The sequence below is a fragment of the Paenibacillus allorhizoplanae genome (genome assembly GCF_927798215.1).
GTDB lineage: Bacteria > Bacillota > Bacilli > Paenibacillales > NBRC-103111 > Paenibacillus_E > Paenibacillus_E allorhizoplanae.
Window position 1 is genome coordinate 27,370 of the sequence record NZ_CAKMMW010000034.1, and the last position, 23,564, is coordinate 50,933.

20 protein-coding genes, 1 tRNA gene, 1 other RNA gene and 1 pseudogene are annotated in these 23,564 nt (G+C 45.7%); 17 read left to right on the plus strand and 6 right to left on the minus strand.

Going from position 1 to position 23,564, the window contains the following annotated elements:
• Positions 1-90 precede the first annotated feature (90 nt).
• Complete coding sequence (locus L6I86_RS32625; RefSeq protein WP_236292867.1) at positions 91-1,854, plus strand: stalk domain-containing protein; 1,764 nt, start codon at positions 91-93, stop codon at positions 1,852-1,854.
• Between the two features lie 77 nt (positions 1,855-1,931).
• Here the strand turns inward: L6I86_RS32625 and clpP are convergent, their stop codons facing one another.
• Positions 1,932-2,513 carry an ATP-dependent Clp endopeptidase proteolytic subunit ClpP gene (gene clpP, locus L6I86_RS32630; RefSeq protein WP_236292869.1) on the minus strand — a complete coding sequence of 194 codons (582 nt, stop codon included), beginning with the start codon at positions 2,511-2,513 and terminating at the stop codon, positions 1,932-1,934.
• Positions 2,514-2,692: 179 nt separating this feature from the next.
• Positions 2,693-2,764, minus strand: a tRNA-Arg gene (locus L6I86_RS32635).
• A gap of 265 nt (positions 2,765-3,029) precedes the next feature.
• On the opposite strand from L6I86_RS32635, the gene L6I86_RS32640 reads away from it, so the two are divergent.
• The 7 genes from L6I86_RS32640 (at position 3,030) to L6I86_RS32670 (ending at position 10,942) form a co-directional block, all read left to right on the plus strand.
• The gene (locus tag L6I86_RS32640; protein WP_236292871.1) at positions 3,030-4,052 is read left to right on the plus strand and encodes a sugar-binding transcriptional regulator; all 1,023 of its coding nucleotides are present in this window, start codon (positions 3,030-3,032) and stop codon (positions 4,050-4,052) included.
• 81 nt (positions 4,053-4,133) lie between these two features.
• Positions 4,134-5,141 (plus strand): type I glyceraldehyde-3-phosphate dehydrogenase, encoded by a 1,008-nt coding sequence (gene gap, locus L6I86_RS32645; protein WP_236292872.1) that lies wholly within the window; start codon positions 4,134-4,136, stop codon positions 5,139-5,141.
• Positions 5,142-5,307: 166 nt separating this feature from the next.
• The gene (locus L6I86_RS32650) at positions 5,308-6,489 is read left to right on the plus strand and encodes a phosphoglycerate kinase (protein ID WP_056611248.1); all 1,182 of its coding nucleotides are present in this window, start codon (positions 5,308-5,310) and stop codon (positions 6,487-6,489) included.
• A 32-nt stretch (positions 6,490-6,521) separates the two neighbouring features.
• Complete coding sequence (gene tpiA, locus L6I86_RS32655; RefSeq protein WP_236292874.1) at positions 6,522-7,274, plus strand: triose-phosphate isomerase; 753 nt, start codon at positions 6,522-6,524, stop codon at positions 7,272-7,274.
• Position 7,275: 1 nt separating this feature from the next.
• Positions 7,276-8,814, plus strand: a complete 1,539-nt coding sequence (gene gpmI / locus L6I86_RS32660) for a 2,3-bisphosphoglycerate-independent phosphoglycerate mutase (RefSeq protein ID WP_236292876.1) — start codon at positions 7,276-7,278, stop codon at positions 8,812-8,814.
• 30 nt (positions 8,815-8,844) lie between these two features.
• Positions 8,845-10,137, plus strand: coding sequence for a phosphopyruvate hydratase (eno, locus tag L6I86_RS32665; RefSeq protein ID WP_056611239.1), 1,293 nt, complete (start codon positions 8,845-8,847; stop codon positions 10,135-10,137).
• Positions 10,138-10,237: 100 nt separating this feature from the next.
• Positions 10,238-10,942: a M50 family metallopeptidase gene (locus L6I86_RS32670; RefSeq protein WP_236292892.1), complete on the plus strand. Its 705-nt coding sequence runs from the start codon at positions 10,238-10,240 to the stop codon at positions 10,940-10,942.
• 69 nt (positions 10,943-11,011) lie between these two features.
• On the opposite strand, the gene L6I86_RS32675 is transcribed toward L6I86_RS32670, so the two are convergent.
• A complete protein-coding gene (locus tag L6I86_RS32675) occupies positions 11,012-11,875 on the minus strand; it encodes a hypothetical protein (RefSeq protein ID WP_236292878.1) in 864 nt (287 codons plus the stop codon).
• A 200-nt stretch (positions 11,876-12,075) separates the two neighbouring features.
• On the opposite strand from L6I86_RS32675, the gene secG reads away from it, so the two are divergent.
• The 5 genes from secG (at position 12,076) to ssrA (ending at position 16,766) form a co-directional block, all read left to right on the plus strand.
• Positions 12,076-12,312 carry a preprotein translocase subunit SecG gene (gene secG / locus L6I86_RS32680; protein WP_056611230.1) on the plus strand — a complete coding sequence of 79 codons (237 nt, stop codon included), beginning with the start codon at positions 12,076-12,078 and terminating at the stop codon, positions 12,310-12,312.
• Between the two features lie 131 nt (positions 12,313-12,443).
• The gene (locus L6I86_RS32685; RefSeq protein WP_236292880.1) at positions 12,444-12,596 is read left to right on the plus strand and encodes a hypothetical protein; all 153 of its coding nucleotides are present in this window, start codon (positions 12,444-12,446) and stop codon (positions 12,594-12,596) included.
• Positions 12,597-12,605: 9 nt separating this feature from the next.
• The gene (rnr, locus tag L6I86_RS32690) at positions 12,606-15,656 is read left to right on the plus strand and encodes a ribonuclease R (protein ID WP_236292881.1); all 3,051 of its coding nucleotides are present in this window, start codon (positions 12,606-12,608) and stop codon (positions 15,654-15,656) included.
• A 97-nt stretch (positions 15,657-15,753) separates the two neighbouring features.
• Positions 15,754-16,236: an SsrA-binding protein SmpB gene (smpB, locus tag L6I86_RS32695; RefSeq protein WP_028555549.1), complete on the plus strand. Its 483-nt coding sequence runs from the start codon at positions 15,754-15,756 to the stop codon at positions 16,234-16,236.
• Positions 16,237-16,401: 165 nt separating this feature from the next.
• Positions 16,402-16,766: a transfer-messenger RNA gene (gene ssrA, locus L6I86_RS32700) on the plus strand.
• A 392-nt stretch (positions 16,767-17,158) separates the two neighbouring features.
• Here ssrA and L6I86_RS32705 read toward each other — a convergent pair.
• On the minus strand, positions 17,159-18,982 hold the full coding sequence (locus L6I86_RS32705) for a leucine-rich repeat domain-containing protein (RefSeq protein WP_236292882.1): 1,824 nt from the start codon (positions 18,980-18,982) through the stop codon (positions 17,159-17,161).
• A gap of 241 nt (positions 18,983-19,223) precedes the next feature.
• Here L6I86_RS32705 and L6I86_RS32710 point away from each other — a divergent pair.
• Both L6I86_RS32710 and L6I86_RS32715 read left to right on the plus strand, forming a co-directional pair.
• A pseudogene (locus tag L6I86_RS32710) lies at positions 19,224-19,852 on the plus strand (MIP/aquaporin family protein).
• 189 nt (positions 19,853-20,041) lie between these two features.
• Positions 20,042-20,212: a hypothetical protein gene (locus L6I86_RS32715; RefSeq protein WP_236292883.1), complete on the plus strand. Its 171-nt coding sequence runs from the start codon at positions 20,042-20,044 to the stop codon at positions 20,210-20,212.
• A 114-nt stretch (positions 20,213-20,326) separates the two neighbouring features.
• On the opposite strand, the gene L6I86_RS32720 is transcribed toward L6I86_RS32715, so the two are convergent.
• Positions 20,327-20,770 carry a carboxymuconolactone decarboxylase family protein gene (locus L6I86_RS32720; RefSeq protein WP_236292884.1) on the minus strand — a complete coding sequence of 148 codons (444 nt, stop codon included), beginning with the start codon at positions 20,768-20,770 and terminating at the stop codon, positions 20,327-20,329.
• Positions 20,771-20,914: 144 nt separating this feature from the next.
• On the opposite strand from L6I86_RS32720, the gene L6I86_RS32725 reads away from it, so the two are divergent.
• Positions 20,915-21,886 carry a sigma-70 family RNA polymerase sigma factor gene (locus L6I86_RS32725; protein WP_236292885.1) on the plus strand — a complete coding sequence of 324 codons (972 nt, stop codon included), beginning with the start codon at positions 20,915-20,917 and terminating at the stop codon, positions 21,884-21,886.
• Between the two features lie 42 nt (positions 21,887-21,928).
• Positions 21,929-22,699: a hypothetical protein gene (locus L6I86_RS32730; protein ID WP_236292886.1), complete on the plus strand. Its 771-nt coding sequence runs from the start codon at positions 21,929-21,931 to the stop codon at positions 22,697-22,699.
• A 242-nt stretch (positions 22,700-22,941) separates the two neighbouring features.
• Here the strand turns inward: L6I86_RS32730 and L6I86_RS32735 are convergent, their stop codons facing one another.
• Positions 22,942-23,502 carry a general stress protein gene (locus L6I86_RS32735; protein ID WP_236292887.1) on the minus strand — a complete coding sequence of 187 codons (561 nt, stop codon included), beginning with the start codon at positions 23,500-23,502 and terminating at the stop codon, positions 22,942-22,944.
• Positions 23,503-23,564 lie beyond the last annotated feature (62 nt).

A 23,564-nucleotide genomic window follows, 5' to 3' on the forward strand; every position in this document is an offset into this window, starting at 1 on the left:
ACGTCTAATAAACGTGGTCGTGATGGATAAGGCTATTTGTATTTCCAAATAGCTCCCCTATCCCAAGTTTGAAGAAGGAGCCGAAGTGAAATGAATGTAGTAAAGAAAGAAATGATTGCCCTACTGGCTGTACTCGTATTTCTAGTTAGTACGATTACTGCACCAGCCGCGCATGCGGTATCAACAAGTTCGTCCTTTATTTTACTTTATATCGACAAGGCAGAAGCTTTCGTAAATCAAGAGCAGATCCATCTAGAATCCCCTTCTACCATCATTGATGGAAGCACCTATGTTCCAGCCAAATTCTTGGGTGATACATTAGGGTTTCAAGTAGAGTGGAATGATTTATCCCGTACGATTCAAATGGCACCTCCAGGTTACAACATCGTGCTTGATTCCGATCATAAGACGGTGACGACAAATGGGGTGGATGTACCCTTTAATTCCGTAGCTGCTATCGTGAATGGCAAGTTGCTTGTAAAGCTGACATGGTTGGCTGATTACATGGGTGCAAAGTATACCTACAATAGTGAGCTAAGACGTGTAGAGATCGTACATTTTAAGGCGCCTGAGGGCATCTACATCGATCAAGACAGTAATTCTCGTCCAGTTGCCAAATTCGCCACTGCGAAGCCTACCTACAGGCTTGGTGAGCCTGTTAAGTATTTGGATTTGAGTTATGATCCAGATGCAGAGGGTATCGTATCCTTCGATTGGACTGGTAAACAAGAGGCGTTTTTCAAAGCTGGACAATATCCAGTAACCTTAACGGTTAAGGATGGTCATGGGCATGTGAGTAAATTGTTCAAAAGCTTTGTGACTGTTGTAAATGAACCGTATTTGTCAGAAGTTGAGTATCCGATCTATATGAAACCGGTTGGCGGGTTCATCAAAACGAACTGGACGACGATTTGGTCCCATTTTAACGAGTTGCCTCTGCTTCCGAAGGATGTAAATGAAGTGCAAGGACGCACGCTGCTTGTCAGCGATAGTCCGGAAGAATTCACATCTAGCGGTATTTTGTACCAAGACAATATTAATGGAAAAGGGCGCTTATACGCGGATCATATCAATGGTACGCAAAGTAAGATGACGTTTGCCATCTTTGCAACGAACAATACGGATAAGCCAATTACAATTAAAACGACGAATAAAGGCGAAGTTTACCCTTCCGTTTATGCGAATTTGATCGGCAGCGAAGCTTCAGTTGATTTCCTTCTGAACAACGTATACACGGATACAATGACGGTTCCACCTAAAGCAAGTTATGTCTATGCGAAGCTGCCCGATTTTTATCCAGGGCAAGGTGTAAATTTGTTCTATGATGTCGAAACGGACGGCGAACTGCAAATGTCCTTTATCGCAACGGACAAAATGTTAACGCCAACGACAGTGAAGGAATTGCCATTACTGGCCTTCAACGGTCATGTTCGCGGTACGTTCCCTGTTTCCGAGATTGGATGGAAAATTGATGCCACCAGCTTCACCAAAGCTTCCCGATTAACGATCGGTGATAATAAAACTGATCCATTCGTCAAAGGTTACGATGTGATGCGTAAGCAAGTCGTGGAGAATGGCGGGAATTATGGCGTGGTCTATAAAATCCATGCGGATAAGCCGCGCAAAATGGCTGTGATGATTATGGCTAGAGGCGGCGTGTTCAAGGGGCCGTTTAAAATCAACGGTGAAATCATTCCTGTCCCGTATTCCGGTGTCATTACGGCGTTTGATGGCTTGGAAGTGCTGGCACGTACCACGGGCACGGAAGATGCGTTAGATATCGAGTTTACGCCTCCAGCGGGCTCAGCGTTCCCAATTGATTTGATCTTCTACCCATTGGAAGATTTGAAATAAATCCAATAAAAAAACCAGCCAATCTTCGTTAGCTCAAATGAGCGAATGAAGATCTGGCTGGTTTTTTTATTTATGAATTAGACGCGCTCGATGACTTTATCGATGAGTCCGTATTCGGCTGCTTCTTTAGCACTCATGAAGTTATCACGGTCTGTATCTTTCTCGATACGCTCGAACGTTTGTCCCGTGCGCTCAGCTAGGATCTTGTTCAGGTTATCTCTCATTTTCAAAATACGCTTCGCGCGAATCTCGATGTCGGAGGCTTGACCTTCTGCGCCGCCAAGCGGTTGGTGAATCATGACTTCGCTGTTCGGAAGCGCGTAACGCTTGCCTTTGGCACCAGCAGTGAGCAAGAATGCACCCATGGAAGCGGCCATACCTACACAGATCGTGGAAACGTCTGGTTTGATGAACTGCATCGTGTCGAAGATCGCCATACCAGCTGTGATGGAGCCGCCGGGGCTGTTAATGTAAAGCGAGATATCTTTATCAGGATCTTGAGCGGCCAAGAAGAGCAACTGAGCAATGATGGAATTCGCCACAACATCGTTGACACCCGTGCCTAAGAATATAATGCGGTCTTTCAGCAAGCGAGAGTAGATGTCATATCCTCTTTCACCGCGCGCGTCCTGTTCGACGACCATAGGAATAAAACTCATGAGAATGACCTCCTTGGGGTTGGGTTACCTACTATTGGGTACATACTATTTACAGTATCTACAAGTATGATAACGAAAAAACGTCTGAAGGTCAAGAAAGGTCAAACTAAACGCAAAAAAAATCAGCTTCAGAGCTGATTTGGCGATTAAACCTTAACTCATGTAGCTGATTTGTTGGACGCGCCCGAAAGGAATCGAACCTTTATCTCAGGCTTCGGAGGCCTACGTCATATCCATTGGACCACGGGCGCACAGTAATAGAAAAAGTGAAGCAAGGGTTATTATAAGTCAGCTTTCCATAAAAAGCAAGATGGTAAGCCCTTACAGGCCTATTTGGAGAAAAATGTTTGAACAAATGTTGAATGTTGCGAAGGAAATGGTTATAATAAGAACTGTAAACGAGAAATGAAATACGTAATTATGCAAGGAACTTTTTTTTCACCCAGGTGGGACACAAAATGTATACCTGGGACAAAAAACGTCCTACATTGGATCGGGAGCGTTGGAAGTCGTCCTATGAGAGAGATTCTAGACATTCAGAAACAGCTCATGCCTGATCTTATGGACATCATGAAGAAACGCTACTCGATTCTGCAGCACATCTTGGTATCCGGTGTTGTCGGACGAAGGACGTTAGCGTCCTCACTCGATATGACGGAGCGCGTACTGCGCGGTGAAGTCGATTTCCTGAAGGAGCTAGGGCTTCTGGAATCAGACGCAAGTGGTATGAAGATCAGCGAGTCTGGTCGTCAGCTGCTGGAAGACATGCAGCCGATCATTAAGATGGCGTTTGGCTTAACAGATCTGGAAGATAGCATTGCCAAAGCTTTTCACATCTCCAATGTAATTATCGTACCTGGGGATTCCGACACTTCCGTATTTACGAAGAAAGAGCTTGGACGCGCTGGCGCGGCCGCCTTGCGTAAATATGTTGCCAAAGATGATATCATCGCGGTAACAGGTGGGTCGACCATGGCTCAGATCGCTAATAACCTAGCTATCTCGTCTTCGATGAAAGGTAGTTGGTTCGTCCCTGCACGTGGAGGTCTTGGTGAAAGTGTGGATATGCAAGCGAACACGATTGCTTCCATTATGGCCAAGAAAACAGGTGGGAAATACAGGTTGCTGCATGTGCCGGATCATCTTGGGGAAGATGCGTATCAATCGCTGATTCAGGATCCACAGATTCAGGAAGTTGTAAACGCGGTGCGCAGTTGTCGCATTGTTGTACATGGTATCGGAGATGCTATGGTCATGGCACGTAGACGCAAAGTAGATAGTGATACTACGAGCAGTCTGAGAGCTGATGGCGCACTTGCTGAGGCGCTTGGTTATTATTTTGACCGCCAAGGAAATGTGGTTCATAAGATGCCGACTGTCGGACTTCGACTGGAAGATCTGCATCGTGTTGAAGTTGTGATTGGTGTTGCTGGCGGGAAGAGCAAAGGGGAAGCGATCGCTTCTGTACTAAGACATGGGCAAGAAGATGTACTTGTTACAGATGAAGCAGCTGCCTTAGAAATCATGAAGCATGTATAGCTGAAGTTGCCATCATAACGTATGCCATTCATGGCCGCGTTTTGAAATATAATATTTATGTAATCTTAGGAGGAAATGACTATGACAACAAAAGTAGGTATTAACGGTTTCGGACGTATTGGTCGTAACGTATTCCGCGCAGCATTGAACAACGAAGAAGTACAAATCGTAGCAGTTAACGATTTGACAGACGTTAAAACTTTGGCGCACTTGCTTAAATATGACACTACTCATGGTAAACTAGACGCTACAGTTGAAGCTGGCGAAGGTGAATTGATCGTTAACGGTCGTTCCATCAAGGTTTTTGCTGAGCGTGACCCTGGGAACCTGCCTTGGGCATCTGTAGGCGCTGAAATCGTAATCGAATCCACTGGTATTTTCACAGCGAAAGAAAAAGCAGCTCTTCACTTGAAAGGTGGAGCTAAGAAAGTTATCATTTCCGCTCCTGCTTCCGACGAAGATATCACAATCGTACTTGGTGTTAACGAAGACAAATACGATCCAGCTGCACACACAATCATCTCCAACGCTTCTTGTACAACGAACTGTCTAGCTCCTTTCGCGAAAGTTATCAACGATAGCTTTGGAATCGTAAAAGGTATGATGACAACTGTTCACTCGTACACAAATGACCAATCCGTTCTTGACGTTCCACATAAAGACCTTCGTCGTGCTCGTGCAGCAGCTGAGAACATCATTCCTTCCAGCACTGGCGCAGCTAAAGCAATCGGTCTAGTTCTTCCTGAGCTTAAAGGCAAATTGAACGGTATGGCTATGCGTGTTCCTACACCTAACGTATCCGTAACTGATTTGGTTGTTGAGCTTAAAGTTAACGTAACTGTTGACGAAGTAAACGCAGCTTTGAAAGCAGCTTCCGAAGGCCCTCTTAAAGGCATTCTTAACTACACAGAAGACGCACTTGTATCCAGCGACTTCAATGGTGACCCAGCTTCTTCCACAATCGACGCTTTGTCCACTATGGTAGTTGGCGACAACATGTTGAAAGTTGTTTCCTGGTACGATAACGAGTGGGGTTACTCCAACCGCGTTGTTGACTTGGTAGCTTTCATCGCGAAAAAAGGTCTGTAATTTCATAATTTTTCAACTGGAAAACCACATGAAGGGGAGAAGCGATTCTCCTCTTTATGTGCGATTTACACATAGAAAAAGATAGAATCGGAAGATAACCATACATGCCAGAGAGCTTATGCTTACGAAGTCAGTTTTCTGACGAAAACTTTAGGAGGCTTTTACGATGAATAAGAAAAGTGTTCGCGATGTTGAAGTAGCTGGTAAAAGAGTATTTGTTCGCGTTGATTTCAACGTGCCTGTAGAAAACGGTCAAATCACCGATGATACACGTATCAGAGAAACGCTTCCTACGATTAAATTCTTAGTAGAGCAAGGCGCAAAAGTTATTCTTGCTGCGCATTTTGGTCGTCCAAACGGACAAGTGGTCGAAGAGCTTCGTTTAACACCAGTTGCAGCGAAATTGGCTGAGCTTCTGGGTCAAAACGTGATCAAAGCGGATCAATCCGTTGGTGAAATCGTGAAAGCACAAGTGGATGCGCTTGAAAATGGCGACGTTCTTTTGCTTGAAAACGTTCGTTTCAACGAAGGTGAAGAGAAGAATGATCCAGAGCTTGCAAAAGCTTTCGCTGATCTAGCTGACCTGTTCGTGAATGATGCTTTCGGTGCTGCTCACCGTGCACATGCTTCGACTTCAGGTATTGCAGCTTATATTCCTGCTGTTTCCGGTCTTTTGATGGAGAAAGAGCTTGATGTTCTAGGCAAAGCGCTGAACAACCCAGAGCGTCCTTTCACAGCTATCGTTGGCGGATCCAAAGTTAAAGACAAAATTGCAGTCATTGAGAACCTCTTGAACATTGCAGACAACGTCTTGATTGGCGGCGGTCTTTCCTATACATTCTTGAAAGCACAAGGCTATGAAATCGGCAAATCACTTCTGGACAATTCGAAACTTGATCTAGCGCTTAGCTTTATTGCAAAAGCAAAAGAAAAAGGTGTAAACTTCCTGCTTCCGGTGGATATCGTTGTTGCTGATAAATTCGGCGCAGATGCTAACGTGCAAATCGTTGACATCGACAGCATCCCTGCTGATTGGGAAGGCATTGACATCGGACCGAAAACACGTGAAATGTATGCAGACGTTATCGCGAAGTCCAAACTAGTTGTTTGGAACGGACCGATGGGCGTATTCGAAATCGAGCCTTTCTCCCACGGGACACGTGCAGTAGCACAAGCTTGTGCAACAACGGAAGGTTACACAGTAATCGGTGGTGGCGATTCCGCTGCTGCAACGGAGAAATTCCATTTGGCTGAGCAAATGAACCACATGTCCACAGGCGGCGGCGCTTCCTTGGAGTTCATGGAAGGTAAAGCATTGCCAGGCGTAGTAGCACTTAACGACAAATAAGAAATTATTTTTCATAAAAGGAGCCCTAATTCATGAGTAGAATACCGATTATCGCGGGTAACTGGAAAATGTTCAAAACCGTTTCTGAAGCAATCAGCTTCGTGAACGAAGTAAAAGGCAGCACAGTAGAAGGCGTGGAGAGCGTTATTTGCTCCCCTTTCACAAACCTTCCTGCTCTTGTTGAAGCTACAAAAGGTACGAACGTTCACGTTGGCGCACAAAACCTTCACTTTGAAGATAACGGCGCATTCACAGGTGAAATCAGCGGTGTGATGCTGAAAGATCTTGGCGTTGAATATGTCATCATCGGTCACTCCGAGCGTAGAGCTTACTTCGCTGAGTCCGACGAAATCGTTAATAAGAAAGTCGTTGCGGCTTTCAAACACGGCTTGAAACCAATTCTTTGCGTAGGCGAGAAGTTGGAAGAGCGTGAAGCGGGTCAAACCAAAGACGTTTGTAAAGTACAAACAGAAGCAGCTTTCGCTGGTCTAAGTGCAGAGCAAGCAGCACAAGTCGTTATTGCTTATGAGCCAATCTGGGCAATCGGTACAGGTAAATCTTCCACAGCTGAAGATGCACAAGACGTGATCGGTTACATCCGCACATTGGTTAGCGGTCTTTATGGCACAGCAGTTGCAGATGTTGTTCGTATCCAATACGGCGGCAGCGTGAAGCCAAACAACATTGCTGAGTACATGGCACAGCCTGACATCGACGGCGCACTTGTAGGTGGAGCTAGCCTTGAGTCCGCTTCCTACATCCAACTCGTCCAGGGGGCGAAGTAACATGTCCAGACCGAAACCGGTAGCACTCATCATTCTCGATGGCTTCGGACTCCGCTCGGAAGAGCAGGGGAATGCGGTTGCTCATGCCAAAAAGCCTAACTATGACCGTTACTGGTCTACGTTTCCTCATACAACCCTCACTGCTTGCGGTGAAGCTGTAGGTTTGCCAGAAGGGCAGATGGGGAATTCTGAAGTAGGACACCTGAACATCGGCGCAGGCCGTGTGGTTTATCAGGATCTGACGCGGATTTCGAAATCGATTCGTGATGGTGAATTTTACGACAATGAAACGATTGTAGGCGCAGTTCGTCATGCCAAAGAAAACGGCAAGAAGCTTCACCTGTACGGTTTGCTTTCTGACGGTGGTGTACACAGTCACATTCAGCATTTATTTGCTCTTCTAGACTTAGCGAAAAAAGAAGAGTTCCATGAAGTTTACATCCACGCCTTCCTAGACGGCCGCGACGTTGCTCCGGATTCGGCGAAGGGGTACATGGAAGAGCTTCTAAACAAAATTAAAGAAGTCGGTGTAGGCAAAATTGCGACCGTTCAAGGCCGCTACTATGCAATGGACCGCGACAAGCGCTGGGAGCGTACGGAGAAATCCTACCGCGCCATGGTGTACGGCGAAGGCCCAACCTACACGGATCCGTTGAAAGCGATCGTTGAATCCTACGAGAAATCCGTCTATGACGAGTTCGTTATGCCAACGGTTATCGTTGGTAACGATGGTAAGCCGGTAGGACTTGTAGAATCTGGCGATGCCGTAATCTTCTTTAACTTCCGTCCAGACCGCGCGATTCAGCTTTCCCAGGTCTTCACGAATGAAGACTTCCGTGGGTTTGATCGTGGTCCTAAAGTGGCTAAGAACCTCTACTACGTCTGTCTGACGCTGTTCAGCGAGTCCGTAGACGGTTTCGTAGCGTACAAACCGAAAAATCTCGATAACACACTTGGCGAGGTGCTGGCTCAGAACGGTCTGAAACAGCTTCGTGCAGCGGAAACCGAGAAATATCCACACGTAACCTTCTTCTTCAGCGGTGGTCGTGATGCTGAATTACCAGGCGAAACTCGCTTGCTGATTCCTTCACCGAAAGTTGCGACGTATGATTTGCAACCGGAAATGAGCGCTTATGAATTGGCGGATGCAGTGGTTAAAGAAGTAGAAGCAGAGCGTCATGATGTGATCATCTTGAACTTTGCTAACCCTGACATGGTCGGTCACTCTGGATTGCTTGAGCCAACGGTAAAAGCGATCGAAGCGACAGACGATTGTCTTGGTAAAGTAGTCGAAGCAATTCTAGCTAAAGGCGGCGTAGTCTGCATCACAGCAGATCACGGAAATGCCGATGTCGTTACGAATGCAGACGGCTCACGCAACACAGCACATACAACGAATCCTGTGCCTTTTATTGTAACGGACAAATCTGTTACACTAAGAGATGGCGGAATTTTGGCAGATATTGCACCAACCATGTTAGACTTCTTAGAAGTGAAACTTCCAGAAGAAATGACTGGCGTAACAATTCTAAAAAAATAATTTATATTATTGAAGGAGTGTTTTATCACAATGACAATTATTTCTGATGTTTACGCACGCGAAGTATTGGATTCCCGCGGTAACCCAACGGTTGAAGTAGAAGTATACCTAGAGTCCGGCGCTTTCGGCCGTGCTATCGTCCCTTCAGGCGCTTCCACAGGCGCATACGAGGCTGTTGAGCTTCGTGATGGTGACAAAGGTCGTTACCTGGGTAAAGGCGTTCTAAAAGCTGTTGAGAACGTAAATGAAATCATCGCTCCTGAAATCATCGGTCTAGACGCTCTTGATCAAGTTGGCATCGACAACAAAATGATCGAGCTTGATGGTACGCCTAACAAAGCTAAATTGGGAGCTAACGCAATTCTAGCTGTTTCCATGGCTGTTGCTCGTGCGGCTGCTGACGCTTTGGACGTGCCATTGTACGTTTACCTTGGTGGATTCAACGCCAAAACTCTTCCAGTTCCAATGATGAACATCATCAACGGTGGGGCACATGCCGACAACAACGTTGACGTTCAAGAGTTCATGGTTCTGCCTGTTGGCGCACCTACATTTAAAGAAGCTCTTCGCATCGGCGCTGAAATTTTCCATAGCTTGAAATCCGTATTGAAAGAAAAAGGCCTTAACACAGCAGTTGGCGACGAAGGCGGATTCGCTCCTAACTTCAAATCCAATGAAGAAGCAATTACGACAATCCTTACAGCTATCGAAAACGCTGGTTACAAACCAGGTGTTGACGTATTCTTGGGTATGGACGTTGCTTCCACTGAGTTCTTCAAAGATGGTAAATATCACCTTGAAGGCGAAGGCAAATCCTTCACATCCGCTGAGTGGGTTGACTTCTTAGCTGCATGGGTTGATAAATACCCAATCATCACTGTTGAAGATGGTTGCTCCGAAGACGATTGGGAAGGTTGGAAATTGCTTACTGAGAAATTGGGTAACAAAATTCAACTCGTTGGTGATGACTTGTTCGTTACAAACACTGAGCGTCTATCCCGCGGAATTGAAGAAAACATCGGTAACTCCATTTTGGTTAAAGTTAACCAAATCGGTACGCTTACTGAGACTTTTGATGCGATCGAAATGGCAAAACGCGCTGGTTACACAGCAGTTATTTCCCACCGTTCCGGTGAGAGCGAAGACAGCACAATCGCTGACATCGCTGTTGCTACTAACGCTGGTCAAATCAAAACAGGTGCTCCGTCCCGTACGGACCGTGTAGCGAAATACAACCAACTTCTTCGTATCGAAGACGAGTTGTTCACTGTAGCTCAATACGCTGGTAAAAAAGCATTCTACAACTTGAGAAACTTCAAGTAATTAGATCCGTATGTAATTATATGGCGGGCAGGTGGCTTACACCTGCCCGTTTTGGCGTATAATGGGGGTAAAGTCGTCAGATAGCAGGGAGGTTATGCTTTTGAGCAACTGGGTAAAAACGATCCTGTTCCTAATAGGCTCCGCGGTGCTCACGCACTGGATTCCTTCCTCATTTTTTCGGAACCTGGACACGATGGTACATGAGTTCGGGCATGCCGTTGCGACACTTGCGCTGTCCGGCAAGGTCATGTACATCGAGCTGTATAAGGACCACAGCGGCGTCACCTACTCGTCCATGACCAAGTCATGGGCTGTCATCCCAGTCTCGCTGGCGGGATATATGACCGCCTCGCTGTTTGCTTGGTTTTTGTTCTCGGCGTACGCCAGAGGCAAGCAGAAACTAGGGCTGCAGGTGATGACGGCGCTGTCTGCGTTGTCACTGGTACTATTCGTACGGAATAGCTTTGGCGTTTCGTTTCTGCTCGGTTTTATTCTTATGACCGTGCTGGCTTTGGCGCTCGCGCCGAGATGGCTGCGCGATTTTTACTACCTGCTGCTGGCGTTCTTATGCTTGGAGGAGTCGGTGTTCGGCCCGGGTTCACTGATCGTATATGCCTTCCAAAACCGGAGTGCTGGAGATGCGAGTAATTTGGCCAACCACACGGGTATACCTGCTATTGTGTGGGCGATCGGGTTTACGTTGTTCGCACTTTGGTGTGCGAAGCAAGCGGTACAGGCCTTCCTCGGGCGCAAAAAAGCAGCGCAGCGCTCTACTAGATCAACCGCGATGTCCTATCGCGATTAAGTAGGCACGCAATATAAGCGGCAGCCGGGACTGAGAAACATAGTCCTAGACTGCCGCTGTTTTGTTTAATCAGGCATTATTGCTTGCCTGCGACGCACCGAATGATAAACGCTTACTGATAGCCCTAGAGATGACATAAATCAGTAGAGGGAACAAGACATAATAATAGGGATCCCACCAAATGCGAATATCGAGTATTTCACTATTTTTTAGGACAAGCGTTAGGATATAAAAAGATGCTGTCAGCACACAAAGCTTGATCCATCCTTGCTTCCATTGGAGCTTTACCAATGTGATGACGATCAGGGTTCCGAATACATAATAAATGGATGCAAAGGCGGTTGTATCGTGAGCAGGGTCGGTAAACCAGCCAGGATGATAGAATCGGTTTTGGAACACCATGATCGGGATGATATGGAAGGTTCCGAGGAATGGAGCGGTGCACATAAAAAGTAATAGCGAGTGAAGCCATCCTTTGAGGGGGTGTAGTAGGTAAGGATAGATCCATTTGGCAACCATAAAGTAAACGGGAAGCCCAAGGGAGGTATACTCAATTCGCCACCAGTATAGCGTATAGATATGGAGTTTGACGAACAGTAACTCCACACCCGCAAAGAAGCCGATAAAGACGATTTTCCAAAACCAGCCCAGTCGAAACGTCGTTAGGAAGGTTGCTGCGACGGGGACAGCTAACATATTGGAGGCCAACGCTCCAATATTGCTATCATAGTAAGCGAAGTTTTTGATTATTTTAGGGTGATACTGATAACTACCTAAATAAATATAAATGACAGTTTCAATGCTGTAAGCGATTTGCACCATGATTAGAACATGCAAAAAGCTTCGGATCGTATTTTTTTTGAAGCAAATATAAGCTAGCAGGGTTAAACTGATCAGGCTCAACCCTATATACCAATAGGAGTTGTGACTCAATAGAATATTCTCCTTTTCGACAAAAGAGATTTGTTATTTTAAGGGTATTATGCCTACCAATGATGAAAGATATGAGAAGCTAAGTAAATCACAATGGATTCCTCGCATCACATCGGGCATTTGTTGTGTTCCTGGACGAACTATGTTAAAATATTTATGCTAGTTGTATAAGGCAAAGAATCGGCAATTGGGGTGCTAATATGTTAATCTTTATGAAAATTTTGTTAATCATAGCTTCGGTTGGATTAATCGCGATTGTCCTTTTACAAAAAGGGAAAAGCGCAGGCTTGTCCGGTGCCATTTCCGGTGGCGCAGAGCACTTATTTGGTAAACAAAAAGCTCGTGGTTTGGAACTATTTTTGTCCCGTGCAACAATGGGTCTTGCTGCTGCATTCTTTATTCTTTCTATTGTCGTAGCATACGTAGTGAAAAGCTAACACACATAAAACGATAACAGCAGGAGAACTATACTCCTGCTGTTTTTTCATTTTAAGCGCGAATATCGGATAGACGGATTGGTATGGGCATGTGCTGGAGAAACTAATCTCCATAAAGGAAGAAGAGTCATGTGCGTATACCAAAACGCCGATTCGAGTGCGTCAGCAAGGCTGAAAGATGGATGTTAACAGAGTTTATCCTTTCCCTGGAAGTGGCATACTATGGAGTGAGGGAAACGGGTACGGCGATCGAAGAGCTTGGCTCAACAACAACAAGAAGGTGAAGAGAATACATGATAAAAGAGAATGAAGTCGTAAGTTTGATGCAAGAAGAGGCTTATAAGCCTATGTCCTATAAAGAGCTTGAGAAGCATTTCGGAATTGGCAGCGCGAATGAGTTTAAAGATTTTATAAAAATGCTTAATCAATTAGAAGAAAGCGGTCATATTGTACGCAGCCCGAATGATCGTTATGGCGTTCCTGAACGGATGAATTTGGTACGTGGCAAGCTGCAAGCCCATGCGAAGGGTTTTGCATTCTTAATTCCAGAGGACCGTGAGCACCCGGACGTATACATTAATGCGCACGACCTGAATACAGCGATGAATGGTGATATCGTATTTGTTAAAGTCACATCGCGCAGCCAAGGCGGCGGCCGTTTAGAAGGCGAAGTCGTACGTGTAATTACGCGGGCGAACTCGCAGATTGTTGGTGTTTTCCAAAGTCAAGATACGTATGCCTTCGTCATTGCAGATGATAAACGGGTGACAAGAGATATTTTCATCCCGCAGCATGCATTTATGGGAGCTGTTTCTGGACAGAAGGTCGTTGTGAAAATTGTGAACTATCCAGAAGGCCGTTCCGCGGCTGAAGGTGAAGTGATTGAGATTCTGGGTCATAAGGATGATCCAGGTGTCGATATTTTGGCGATCATACGCAAACATCAATTGCCGGAGGCGTTCCAACCAGAAGTTCTGGCGGAAGCAGAGGCGGCACCAGATTCGATTACAGAAGAAGAAATCATCGGGCAGGGTCGTCGTGACCTTCGTGCGAAAACGATTGTAACCATTGACGGTGAAGATGCCAAGGATTTGGATGATGCTGTGAATGTGGAGCTTTTGGAAAATGGGAATCTTCGCTTAGGCGTGCATATTGCGGATGTGAGTTATTATGTGCGGGAAGGTACGGCACTTGATATTGAGGCCTATAATCGCGGATGTTCCGTGTATTTGACCGATCGTGTAATTCCGATGCTCCCGCACCGTTTATCGAACGGGATTTGTTCGTTGAACCCGCAAGTAGACCGTTTGACCATGTCGTGTGAAATGGAATTTGACGCCGATTTGAAGGTCGTTAATCATGAGATTTTTACTAGTGTAATCAAAACAAAAGAACGAATGACCTATACGAATGTACGCAAGCTGCTGACAGGTGAGGCAGAGCCAGAAATCGTGGAGAAATATGCGTATCTAATGGAAGACTTCAAACGAATGGAAGAATTAGCAGCTAGATTGCGTTCCAGACGGATGAAGCGCGGTGCGATTGACTTCGACTTTGAAGAGTCTAAGATCCTCGTAGATGCTGAAGGTAAGCCGACTGATATTGTCAAAAGAGAGCGCTCTGTCGCTGAAATGATGATCGAGGAGTTCATGCTAGCCGCGAATGAGACGGTTGCTGAGCATTTCTCGTGGTTGAAAGTGCCGTTCTTGTATCGCGTGCATGAGGATCCGGATTCCGAGAAATTGATGAACTTCATGGAGTTCGTGACGACTTTCGGCTATGCGATGCGTGGCGGTAAGGGTGGGGCAATTCATGCTCGTTCCTTGCAGGCATTGTTAGAAGATATTAAGGGATCACCGGAAGAGACCGTGATTAGTAAAGTGATGCTGCGCTCAATGAAGCAGGCGAAGTATGATGCGCAGAGCTTGGGGCATTTTGGCTTAGCAGCGGAGTTCTATTCCCATTTTACATCACCGATTCGTCGTTATCCGGATTTGGTTATCCATCGTGTTATTCGTGAAGTGTTGGAGAACGGTGGAACTCTTCCAGATATACGACATGATTATTTAGCTTCGCGTATGAACGATATTGCCCAGCAGTCCTCCGAGCGTGAGCGCGTTGCTGTTGATGCAGAACGTGATACAGAAGCCCTGAAGAAAGCACAATACATGCTGGATAAAGTCGGCGAAGAATTCGAGGGCATTATCTCGAGCGTAACGGGCTTCGGTATGTTCATTGAATTGGATAACACAGTTGAAGGTTTAATTCGCTTGAGCGATTTGACCGATGATTATTACAATCATCACGAGAAACAGCACGCATTGATTGGTGAACGCACATCCAAAATTTATCGGCTTGGCGACAGCATTAAGGTGCGAGTTGCACGGGTGAGTATGGAAGATCATACGATTGATTTTGAATTGTTGGATATGAAGCCTCGCAAAGAGGGTGCGTTTAACCGCGGCGGCGGTGGTGGAGGCAAGTTCAAAGGCGCAGGCGGATTTAAAGGTTTCCGTGGTAAGTCGGATAACGGCAGATCCGATAAAGGTAAAGGCGGAACGAACGGGAGACCTGAAAAGGGTAAAGGCGGGTACAAAGGTAAAGGTGGTTTTGCGAAGGCGCAACCTGTGGTTGGGCAAGGCGGAACTACGAATCAGGGTGATGCTTCTGGGAACCAAACAACCGGAAATCCAGGGAAACGCGGAGACTCGTCAGGGGCAGGTCAAGGGAAGAAGCGTGGGCGTGCCGATAGTGGTGCTGCTCGACGGATTGAAATGGCTGCTCGCGGGGCTGCCGAAGGCGCTGGTGTTACAGAAGGCACAGTCGGAACAGGTAAAGGTCGTAGAAGATCTAGAGGTAAGGCCGGCCAAGGTCAGGGCCAGTGGCAAGGAAATGGTCAAGGGCAAGGCGAAGGTCAAAGCCAAGGCCAAGGAAGGAAAGATCAAGGTCAAGGAAGAGCTGAGGGCCCTGCTGGAAGTGGAGATGGCAAAGCAGAGCACATTGCTGGTATTGGCGTGGGAGAAGGCCAAGGGAAAACGCGCCGCGGCAAGGGTGGTAGTAAGCCTTGGAGCGATAAGCGCGAAAAAGGCGGTAAGATTAGCGAAGGCGGCAGCTTGCGCCAGCGGTTGCAGTCAGTCGGCGCAGGGCGGACTGACAGTGGTGTTGGCCGCAGCGGCGAGCGTGGCCGTGGGGTTTCGCTTGGGGGCGAAGTCCAAGCGGGCGGTGGCGGTGGCGCTGCTGCGGAGCGCAGCGGCATGGATTGGGCGAGCGGCGTGAATGCGCTCGCCAAGGGCGGTCGTCGCCGGAGCGACGACGGCGATGGTAGCAAGAAGCGGCGGAGATAGTCGCCGCTTCTTGCTTTTCGGGCTTGATCTTGCTACAATAGGTTGCACATTGTAGCAAGATTTACCTGCATTTTAGCGTGCGGGAGGAGGATCTCACGTGGCAACTAAAAAGGCTGATGGCAAACTACTCGCTCAGAATAAAAAGGCTTCACACGATTATTTCATTGAAGATACGTATGAATGCGGTCTTGTCCTGACCGGCACGGAGATCAAATCCTTACGGGCAGGTAAAGCCAACATTGGCGACAGCTTTTCGACGATTCGGAACGGCGAAGCTTTTGTACACAATATGCATATTAGCCCTTTCGAACAAGGGAACCGCAGCAATCCGGAAGATCCTACACGGACGCGGAAGCTGTTGTTGAAGAAAGTGCAAATTGCCAAGATACTAGGCCAGGCTAAGCAAGAAGGCTATACCGTCGTTCCACTGAAGGTGTATATCAGAAATGGCTACGCGAAGCTTCTTATTGGCATTGGTAAAGGGAAGAAACAATACGACAAGCGTGAGTCTGCTGCCAAGAAAGATGCACAACGCGATATTCAACGCGCATTGCGTGAGAAGCAGAAGATTGCTAGATAGCTTGGATGTATTGGAAGGTAACTCCTTGTCTTCCATGAACCTAGTGTTCATATTTCGTCAGCTTATGGTATACTAGTAATTGTAACGAAGAGATTTCAAGTGTAACTTGGCTCTACAGCTTGTCCTTTTAACCTTCACCGTCTCTGACGGTTACGAAGGCAATCCGGGGGTGTTCTTGGATTCGACGGGGATAGTTTGAGCGCGGGTTGCGGGTAGTGGGGCCGCGTCCACTATAAAACGCTAAAGCCTATTAAATGGCAAAACACAAAACAACTACGCTTTAGCAGCTTAATAACCTGTTAGCGTGCTTCTACTCAGCATCGCCCATGTGACTGGGATAGGGGCTCAACTATAGTGGGATACGACGTTTGGTCTCCGCCTGGGGTCGGACGTAGGAAGACAATCAGGCTGACCCAACGCATAGCCGGTTACGGGGCGATGCTCGGGTGACATCAAAACTGTGACTACACCCGTAGATGCCTGTGTGGCAATATTTTCGGACAGGGGTTCGACTCCCCTCACCTCCATACAAAAACAAGAGACACCCTATCGGGTGTCTTTTGTTCTTGTGGTGGTGTAAGCAGGGAGTTGAACCCTCGAGGGTTCGCCCGCGCGGACCGGAGCGTGAGCGTAGGGAGCACGGCATTGAAATGTACCGCTAGGATAGTCATCGGTGAGTAGGCTTCGTTAGTAAGTTAGATGGACATTTCAATACTCCCCTCACCTCCATACAAAAACAAAAGACACCCTTTCGGGTGTCTTTTGTTTTTATGGTGGTGTGAGCAGGGAGTTGAACCCCTCGAGGGTTCGCCCGCGCGGACCGGAGCGTGAGCGTAGGGAGCACGGCATTGAAATGTACCGCTAGGATAGTCATCTGCGAGTGAGCTTCGTCAGAAAGTTAGATGGACATTTCAATACTCCCTTACTCCGAAACAATATCTACAATACGATATTCACTTACCCAACCCACTTTTGCTTGAAGAGCCTCACTGATGAATCGAGCGGGTACAAGCGTGTTGCCATTTACAATCCTTGGCGCGGCTTCCAAGGTTATAGGAACGTCGTTAACCTTAGCCTGGTTAGAACCGATTTGGAGTGTAATGATAATTCCATTCTTCGTGGCTCGTATAGACTTGCTGGCATCGTCCCATTGAACCTCAGCTTTCAATGCTTCAAGAATACCTCTGAATGGCACGAGTGTTGTTCCATTGATAATAATTGGCGCTTGCTCAAATTGTTGAACTTTGCCATTGATCTTAATGCGAATCTTGTTTTGAAATGCCGCTAACTCCTTGTCATCGAATTCCCCTTGATACACGATAACATTTCTGTTCTTTATCTCTTCAATTACCTTCCCCGATTGTTTCGATAATTCTGGATTGGATGGGAGTAGCAATGAAGATATGGTTGAATTATCCAGTAACGGAGTCAGATCTGTGACTTTAGTGTTATACAGGGATATCCCCACATTATTAACCGTATTTCGGACAGTTTTTAAAGGTGTAATATCCTGAATTGGATTTATGGATAGTTTGATCTCGCTGATTTGACTACGTCCACCAATCGGTGAAATATCTGTTATGATATTGTTGCTCAGGTCGAGCAAATGCAGTTGGGGCATGGTTTTAATCGAGTCAATCTGTTGAATATTATTATTGGGTAAAGACAGTATTTCCATTTTACTCATGTTTTCTAAAGGGCTAATGTCTGTAATATAATTGTTCTCTAGGTTTAAATGATAGAGTTTTTTTGCGTTCCTTAGTGGTTCTAGATTACGAATTTGCTGATTTCGCAGAGATAGAGATTTTAAATTAGTTGCGAACTCAAGTCCTTTTAAGCTCTTAATACTTCCGTCTTGGGTACTTTTTATTTCGATTAAACTGCTTAAATCTTGCTTTGTTAAAGTTTCACCAGGTGCTTTCTCTAACTTTGTTTTGATTAATCTCTCTAATGTTTCATCCTCAATAATTCGTTCGTTCATCGATGATTCAGGGGCTTGTTCTACTGTAGCTGTCCATTTCACAGCAATCCCTTTACTTTTTAATTTGGCTAAATATGCTTGAGCATAGGATGACACTGGATTTTGTTCAAGAGAAACAGTTTTTAAACGATCCGACTTTTCCAGTAAAGGAATGTCCTGAATCTTATTATTTCCTAAATAGACATGCTGCAAAGTGGTAATTCCTGCTATAGCATCTATATTTGAAATTTGATTGGACTCTGCGATCAGCCATGTTAACGGCAGTTCGGATAGCGGCGTAAGGTCATTAATTTGATTGTTTCCGATCAATAGGTCTGTTAACTGAGTCTTCCCTCTCAGCGGTGAAAGATCTTTAATCGCATTGTTGGAAATCACAAGTTTTTTAAGTTTCGTTAATGATCTCAGCGGTGTAATGTCCGAGATTTGATTGCGGTCTAATGCTAGAAAGGTCAAATTAACCAAGGATCCAATTGAGCTAATATCGGTTATTTTATGATTAGGTAGATAAAGTGAAGTTAGGTTTACTGCATATTCTAGGCCCTTTAAACTTGTAATTTTCTCTCCTTGCGGGTACAACGATGTCAATTTCTCTAAATCCTTCGGATAGAGCTCCCCAGTAGGCTTTATTAATGCCTCACGTATAGCTGTTTCTAAATTGCTATCTTCTATAAATGCGGAGGCTGCCCCGACTGAAGCAGGTAATATAGAAACGATAAACAATAGTAAGGAAAAAAAGCCCCCCATACATTTTTTACTCAGATACATAACCATGGACTCCCTTTCTATTTACTAGCTTTTTATTAGTATGATTGAAATACCAATTTATTTTATAGGTATCCTGACCTACTGTATAGTCTTTTTTATCCGCATTTCCACCGGAGAAATTTATAATACATAACTTTTTTAAAAGGTACATAGAGATTCTGTTGAGACCTATGTTTGATGAAGACAATAATGAGGAGGTAGTTGTATGAGCACATCAATGAGAAAATAAACAGCAGAGTTCATTGGTACGTTGGTGTTGGTTCTATTCGGGTGCGGTAGTGCGGCAACAGCGGGGGGACAGCTGGGATATCTAGGAATCGCGTTTGCATTTGGTTTATCCATTTCCCAGTGTCCGGCTGTCACATTAATCCTGCGGTGTCCTTTGCTATGCTATTGAGCGGGAAGTTATCGGGCAAGGATTTTGTCGGTTATGTCGTAGCTCAAGTTACCGGAGCACTTGCGGGATCGGGTGTACTCTATGCAATTATTCATTCAACTGGTAAGGCTGTGACGGGTCTAGGACAAAATGGTTTTGGAGCGGGGTATGGCATAGGCATTACAGCATTCATGGCCATCATTGTAGAAGTTATTCTAACTTTTGTATTTATATATACGATTTTTGGAGTTACATCTAAAGATTCAAACAGCGCAGTAGCTGGCCTTGTTATTGGCTTAACACTTGCATTTGTACATATTTTAGGCATTGGTTTAACAGGGACGTCCGTTAATCCGGCAAGAAGTATTGGACCGGCGATTTGGCTAGGTGGCACGGCGCTTTCTCAAGTCTGGGTGTTCATTATCGCCCCATTCGTTGGAGCTGCTTTAGCTGGATGGACTTATGCTGTATTGAATAAGAGAGCAGAAAGATAGAATGATATTCATTTAGTAATTTTGGGGTAGGGGCTAGAAAGAACGCAAACGACCTCAGCATCACGCTGCGGCTCGTTCTGGAGTTGCTTAGTCACGGGCCACCTCCATACCAACCCCCCACTCATTGAGCGGGGGGTTTCCTGGTTAAGGGTCGAATTGTACAGAGAAGAGCACGACTTAGGAGCAGGAGTGTCCTTAAGCGGAGCAGTAGAAGTTTCGTTATCCTCGTTTGAAGTAGCAATCGGAGATCTGAATTACGGTATGGAGATAGATGGTCAAAAACAAGAGACACCCTTGCGGGTGTCTTTTATTTTGTGTGGTGGCGCGTGCACGGAGCACGGAGAACGCATTGACATGTAGCGCTAGGGCAGCCTTTGATACAACCATTATCCTAAATTTGTAAATCAGTGTTATGATAGATTGTAAGCAGGAGATGGCATCTGTACCTCATTCACATCATCCTATTCATAACCTCTATTTGCGGCTTGGCAGTAAGCGTGTAGCGATTCCAATTCGATTCCAACTATTAATGGTGTTGATGGCCATAAGCAGCACCATGAATTGACGCTCATCAAATTCTTTCCTCACTTGTTCATACACCTCATCTGGTACTCCTGCATCTGCAATTAGGGTCACTGCTTCGGTTAACGCCAACACAGCACATTCTTTCTCGGTATAAAAAGGGACCTCTCTCCATACTGAAAGCAAATAGAGACGCTGGTCGGTCTCGCCTAGTTTCTTTAAGTCTCTCGTATGAGAGTCAATACAGTAAGAACAGCCATTGATTTGAGACGACCTCAACTTAATCAACTCGTATAACTTGGCATCCAGTCCATTACTTTTTACGAACTCTTCTAGCTTTAACATCGTTTCTGTTGCTTCAGGACAAGCTTTGTAATAATCGAATCGGGTACTCATCATAATCTCCTCTTTTCTTATCATTTTGGTTAACGTGATCTAGACAATTGAAGGTAACTTTTCGTGACAAAAAATCGTTAATAACATCCGCCTTGACGTATTTGCATATATTTGATGAACCTGCCTATCAGAAAGGGGAATTTTGTGACCATACATTTTCAAACGGTCTATACCACCTATTATTCATATCTGAAATCCGTGGCGTACCATATGCTGGGGTCAGTTTCGGATGCGGAAGACGTTGTTCAGGAACTGTTCTTGGATGTTCATGACAAGCTGGATCGGATTGAGCATGTGAAGACGTATCTGACACGTGCTACGACGAATAGGTGCCTAAATATATTGCAATCAGCTAGGAAGAAAAGGGAGGTATACCCCGGAACATGGTTACCAGAACCAAGTTCCGAAGTTTGGCAGCAGCCGAATCAGTTGGCGGAGCATATATTGCAATCAGCTAGGAAGAAAAGGGAGGTATACCCCGGAACATGGTTACCAGAACCAAGTTCCGAAGTTTGGCAGCAGCCGAATCAGTTGGCGGAGCAACGTGAGTCGTTGTCCTATGCCTTTATGATTATGCTTGAGCAGTTGGAGCCGCTGGAAAGAGCGATTATCGTGATGCGGGAGGCTTATGATTATCCGTATGCAGAGATCGCTCAGCTGTTGGACAAATCGGAGGCTAACTGCCGTAAAATCTATAGTCGTGCTAAAAGGAAACTGGACCCGGAGCGCTTAAAAACACCAGTCAGCCAAGGGCAGCAGGCGGCGCTCGTGGAACAGTTTGTGACTGCGTTTCAAAGAGGAGATTCGCACACATTAGTTCGATTATTGACCGACACTTCAATTCTGGTATCCGATGGAGGCGGGAAAGTTAGCACAGCAATCAATCCGATTTATGGCAGGGAACGTGTGGTGTCTTTTTTGGTTGGGGTTTCCGCCAAACGGTATACGCATTTGACGTATAAAATGACTATCTTGAACGGGCAACCAGCTGTGGTGTTTTATGAGAAAGAGACGCCAGTTTCTTTGCTGATGCTGCAAATGGAATCTCAGGGTTCGCATTTTCAACATGTATATTTCGTTATTAATCCAGATAAAATTCGGTCGGGGCATTACTAATTTTCATTTGTATACGTTGAAAATGGGAAGGGGGAGTTTTTTTTGTTAAAAAGAAAAGTGCTTTCCGCCTTTTTTTCTTCAAGTTATTTCGTATTATTTCTCTCATCTCTAGATGGTTATAATGAATTGCAAAATGATACGTTTGGGTACCTTGCGAATATTTGGTTGGGAATGTTCATCTACTCTCTTTATACCTTTGCAATTGTATTTGTATATGGGATTGGTGTTTCGATGTTAATAGAAAGTTTACTCAATAAAGCTAATGTGAGGATAATGAGGTTGTTTTCAGGATTCTTACATATACTTTTTGGTGCAATAGGTGGTTTAGTGTTTATGAATGTAAGGTCATTAGTATTTGGAGGAGCTGTTTCTTTACTTTTTTTCATTGTTGATGAAACGTATAAAAAAATCCTTCAAGCAAGAAAAACACTAGTTATCGCTTCACTTTTACCAATATGTTTTGCGTTATTTAGCTTTATTCTGTATCACCCATATTGGAAGCAAGAAGATGCTAAGTTCACGGCGAATCAAGCTGCTCAGTTTGCCGTGTCATCCAAGGGAACGTATAACTCTCTTTTTCCAGATGAGTTAAATAAAGTCATTGAAACAATAAAGGATGATTATGTGGTGACTCGGTCCACAGATGTTGAGAAGATAGGCAGCGGAGATTATAGGGTTAAACTTATTGAAAAATGGCATAAGACAGGTACAAGTGGTGAAAGAATTACTTATTATCATGTTCAGAGAAAAGAAGGAGGTACTTCGTTAGATGCTGCTGGTTCAAGCGGAGATACTATTCCATATAAATATTAGGTACACTTTTCTATTCTTTCTTACCTATGAATCTATCATATGAGACAATTCTTCTAGCCTTGAAATACAAGCGCGGGCCGTCGACATCGCCAACGAGCGAATGGAGTACACCCGCGTAACAAGTTCAGCTGACCCACCGCTATCCGATCAAAAAGCCGCCAACTCATCCTTCAGGATAAGTGGACGGCTTGCATGTCTAATCTGAGTATATGTCATGCTGTAAGCATGGCACAGCGCCTGCTTTACAAGTTATTGCGATAGCGGCTGTTGGCGCCGCCTATGCTGTTTACGTACCCGTAGTCCGGATTGTACGTATCCGCATTGAGCGACTTGTGGTCGCGGAAAATCCGATACGCCAGATTGGCGCGTTCGCTGTCGCCGTCTACGAGAACGAGCACTTTGCCATTTTGAACATATTCGTCATAAAGCATCGCGTCTTTCTCGGGGATACCGAGTCCGATCAGTCCGCCGACCAGTCCGCCTGCACTTGCCCCGACAGCTGCACCTGTTAGGGTCGCAACGATTGGACCTGCTACAAGGATGGGACCCAGACCGGGAATCGCCAAAGCGCCGATGCTCACGAGCAGCCCCGTCACCCCGCCCAGTACGCCGCCTGTCGCAGCGCCTGTTGCAAGGCCTTCTTCCGCTTTGGTCGCGGTCGCTTCTTCGATGTGGTCCAGATCACCGCGATCGCGGCCCACTACTGAGAGTTCCTCCGAGCGATATCCCTCTGCCTTCAATTGGTTGATAACGCGAATCGCTTCTTCTTCCGTGTTGAATACGCCGATAATATGTTTGCTCATGGTAATCCCTCCTGGAAAGTTGAGTGTTAGCAAGCCGCTCAGGCGACTGTGGCATATGATTA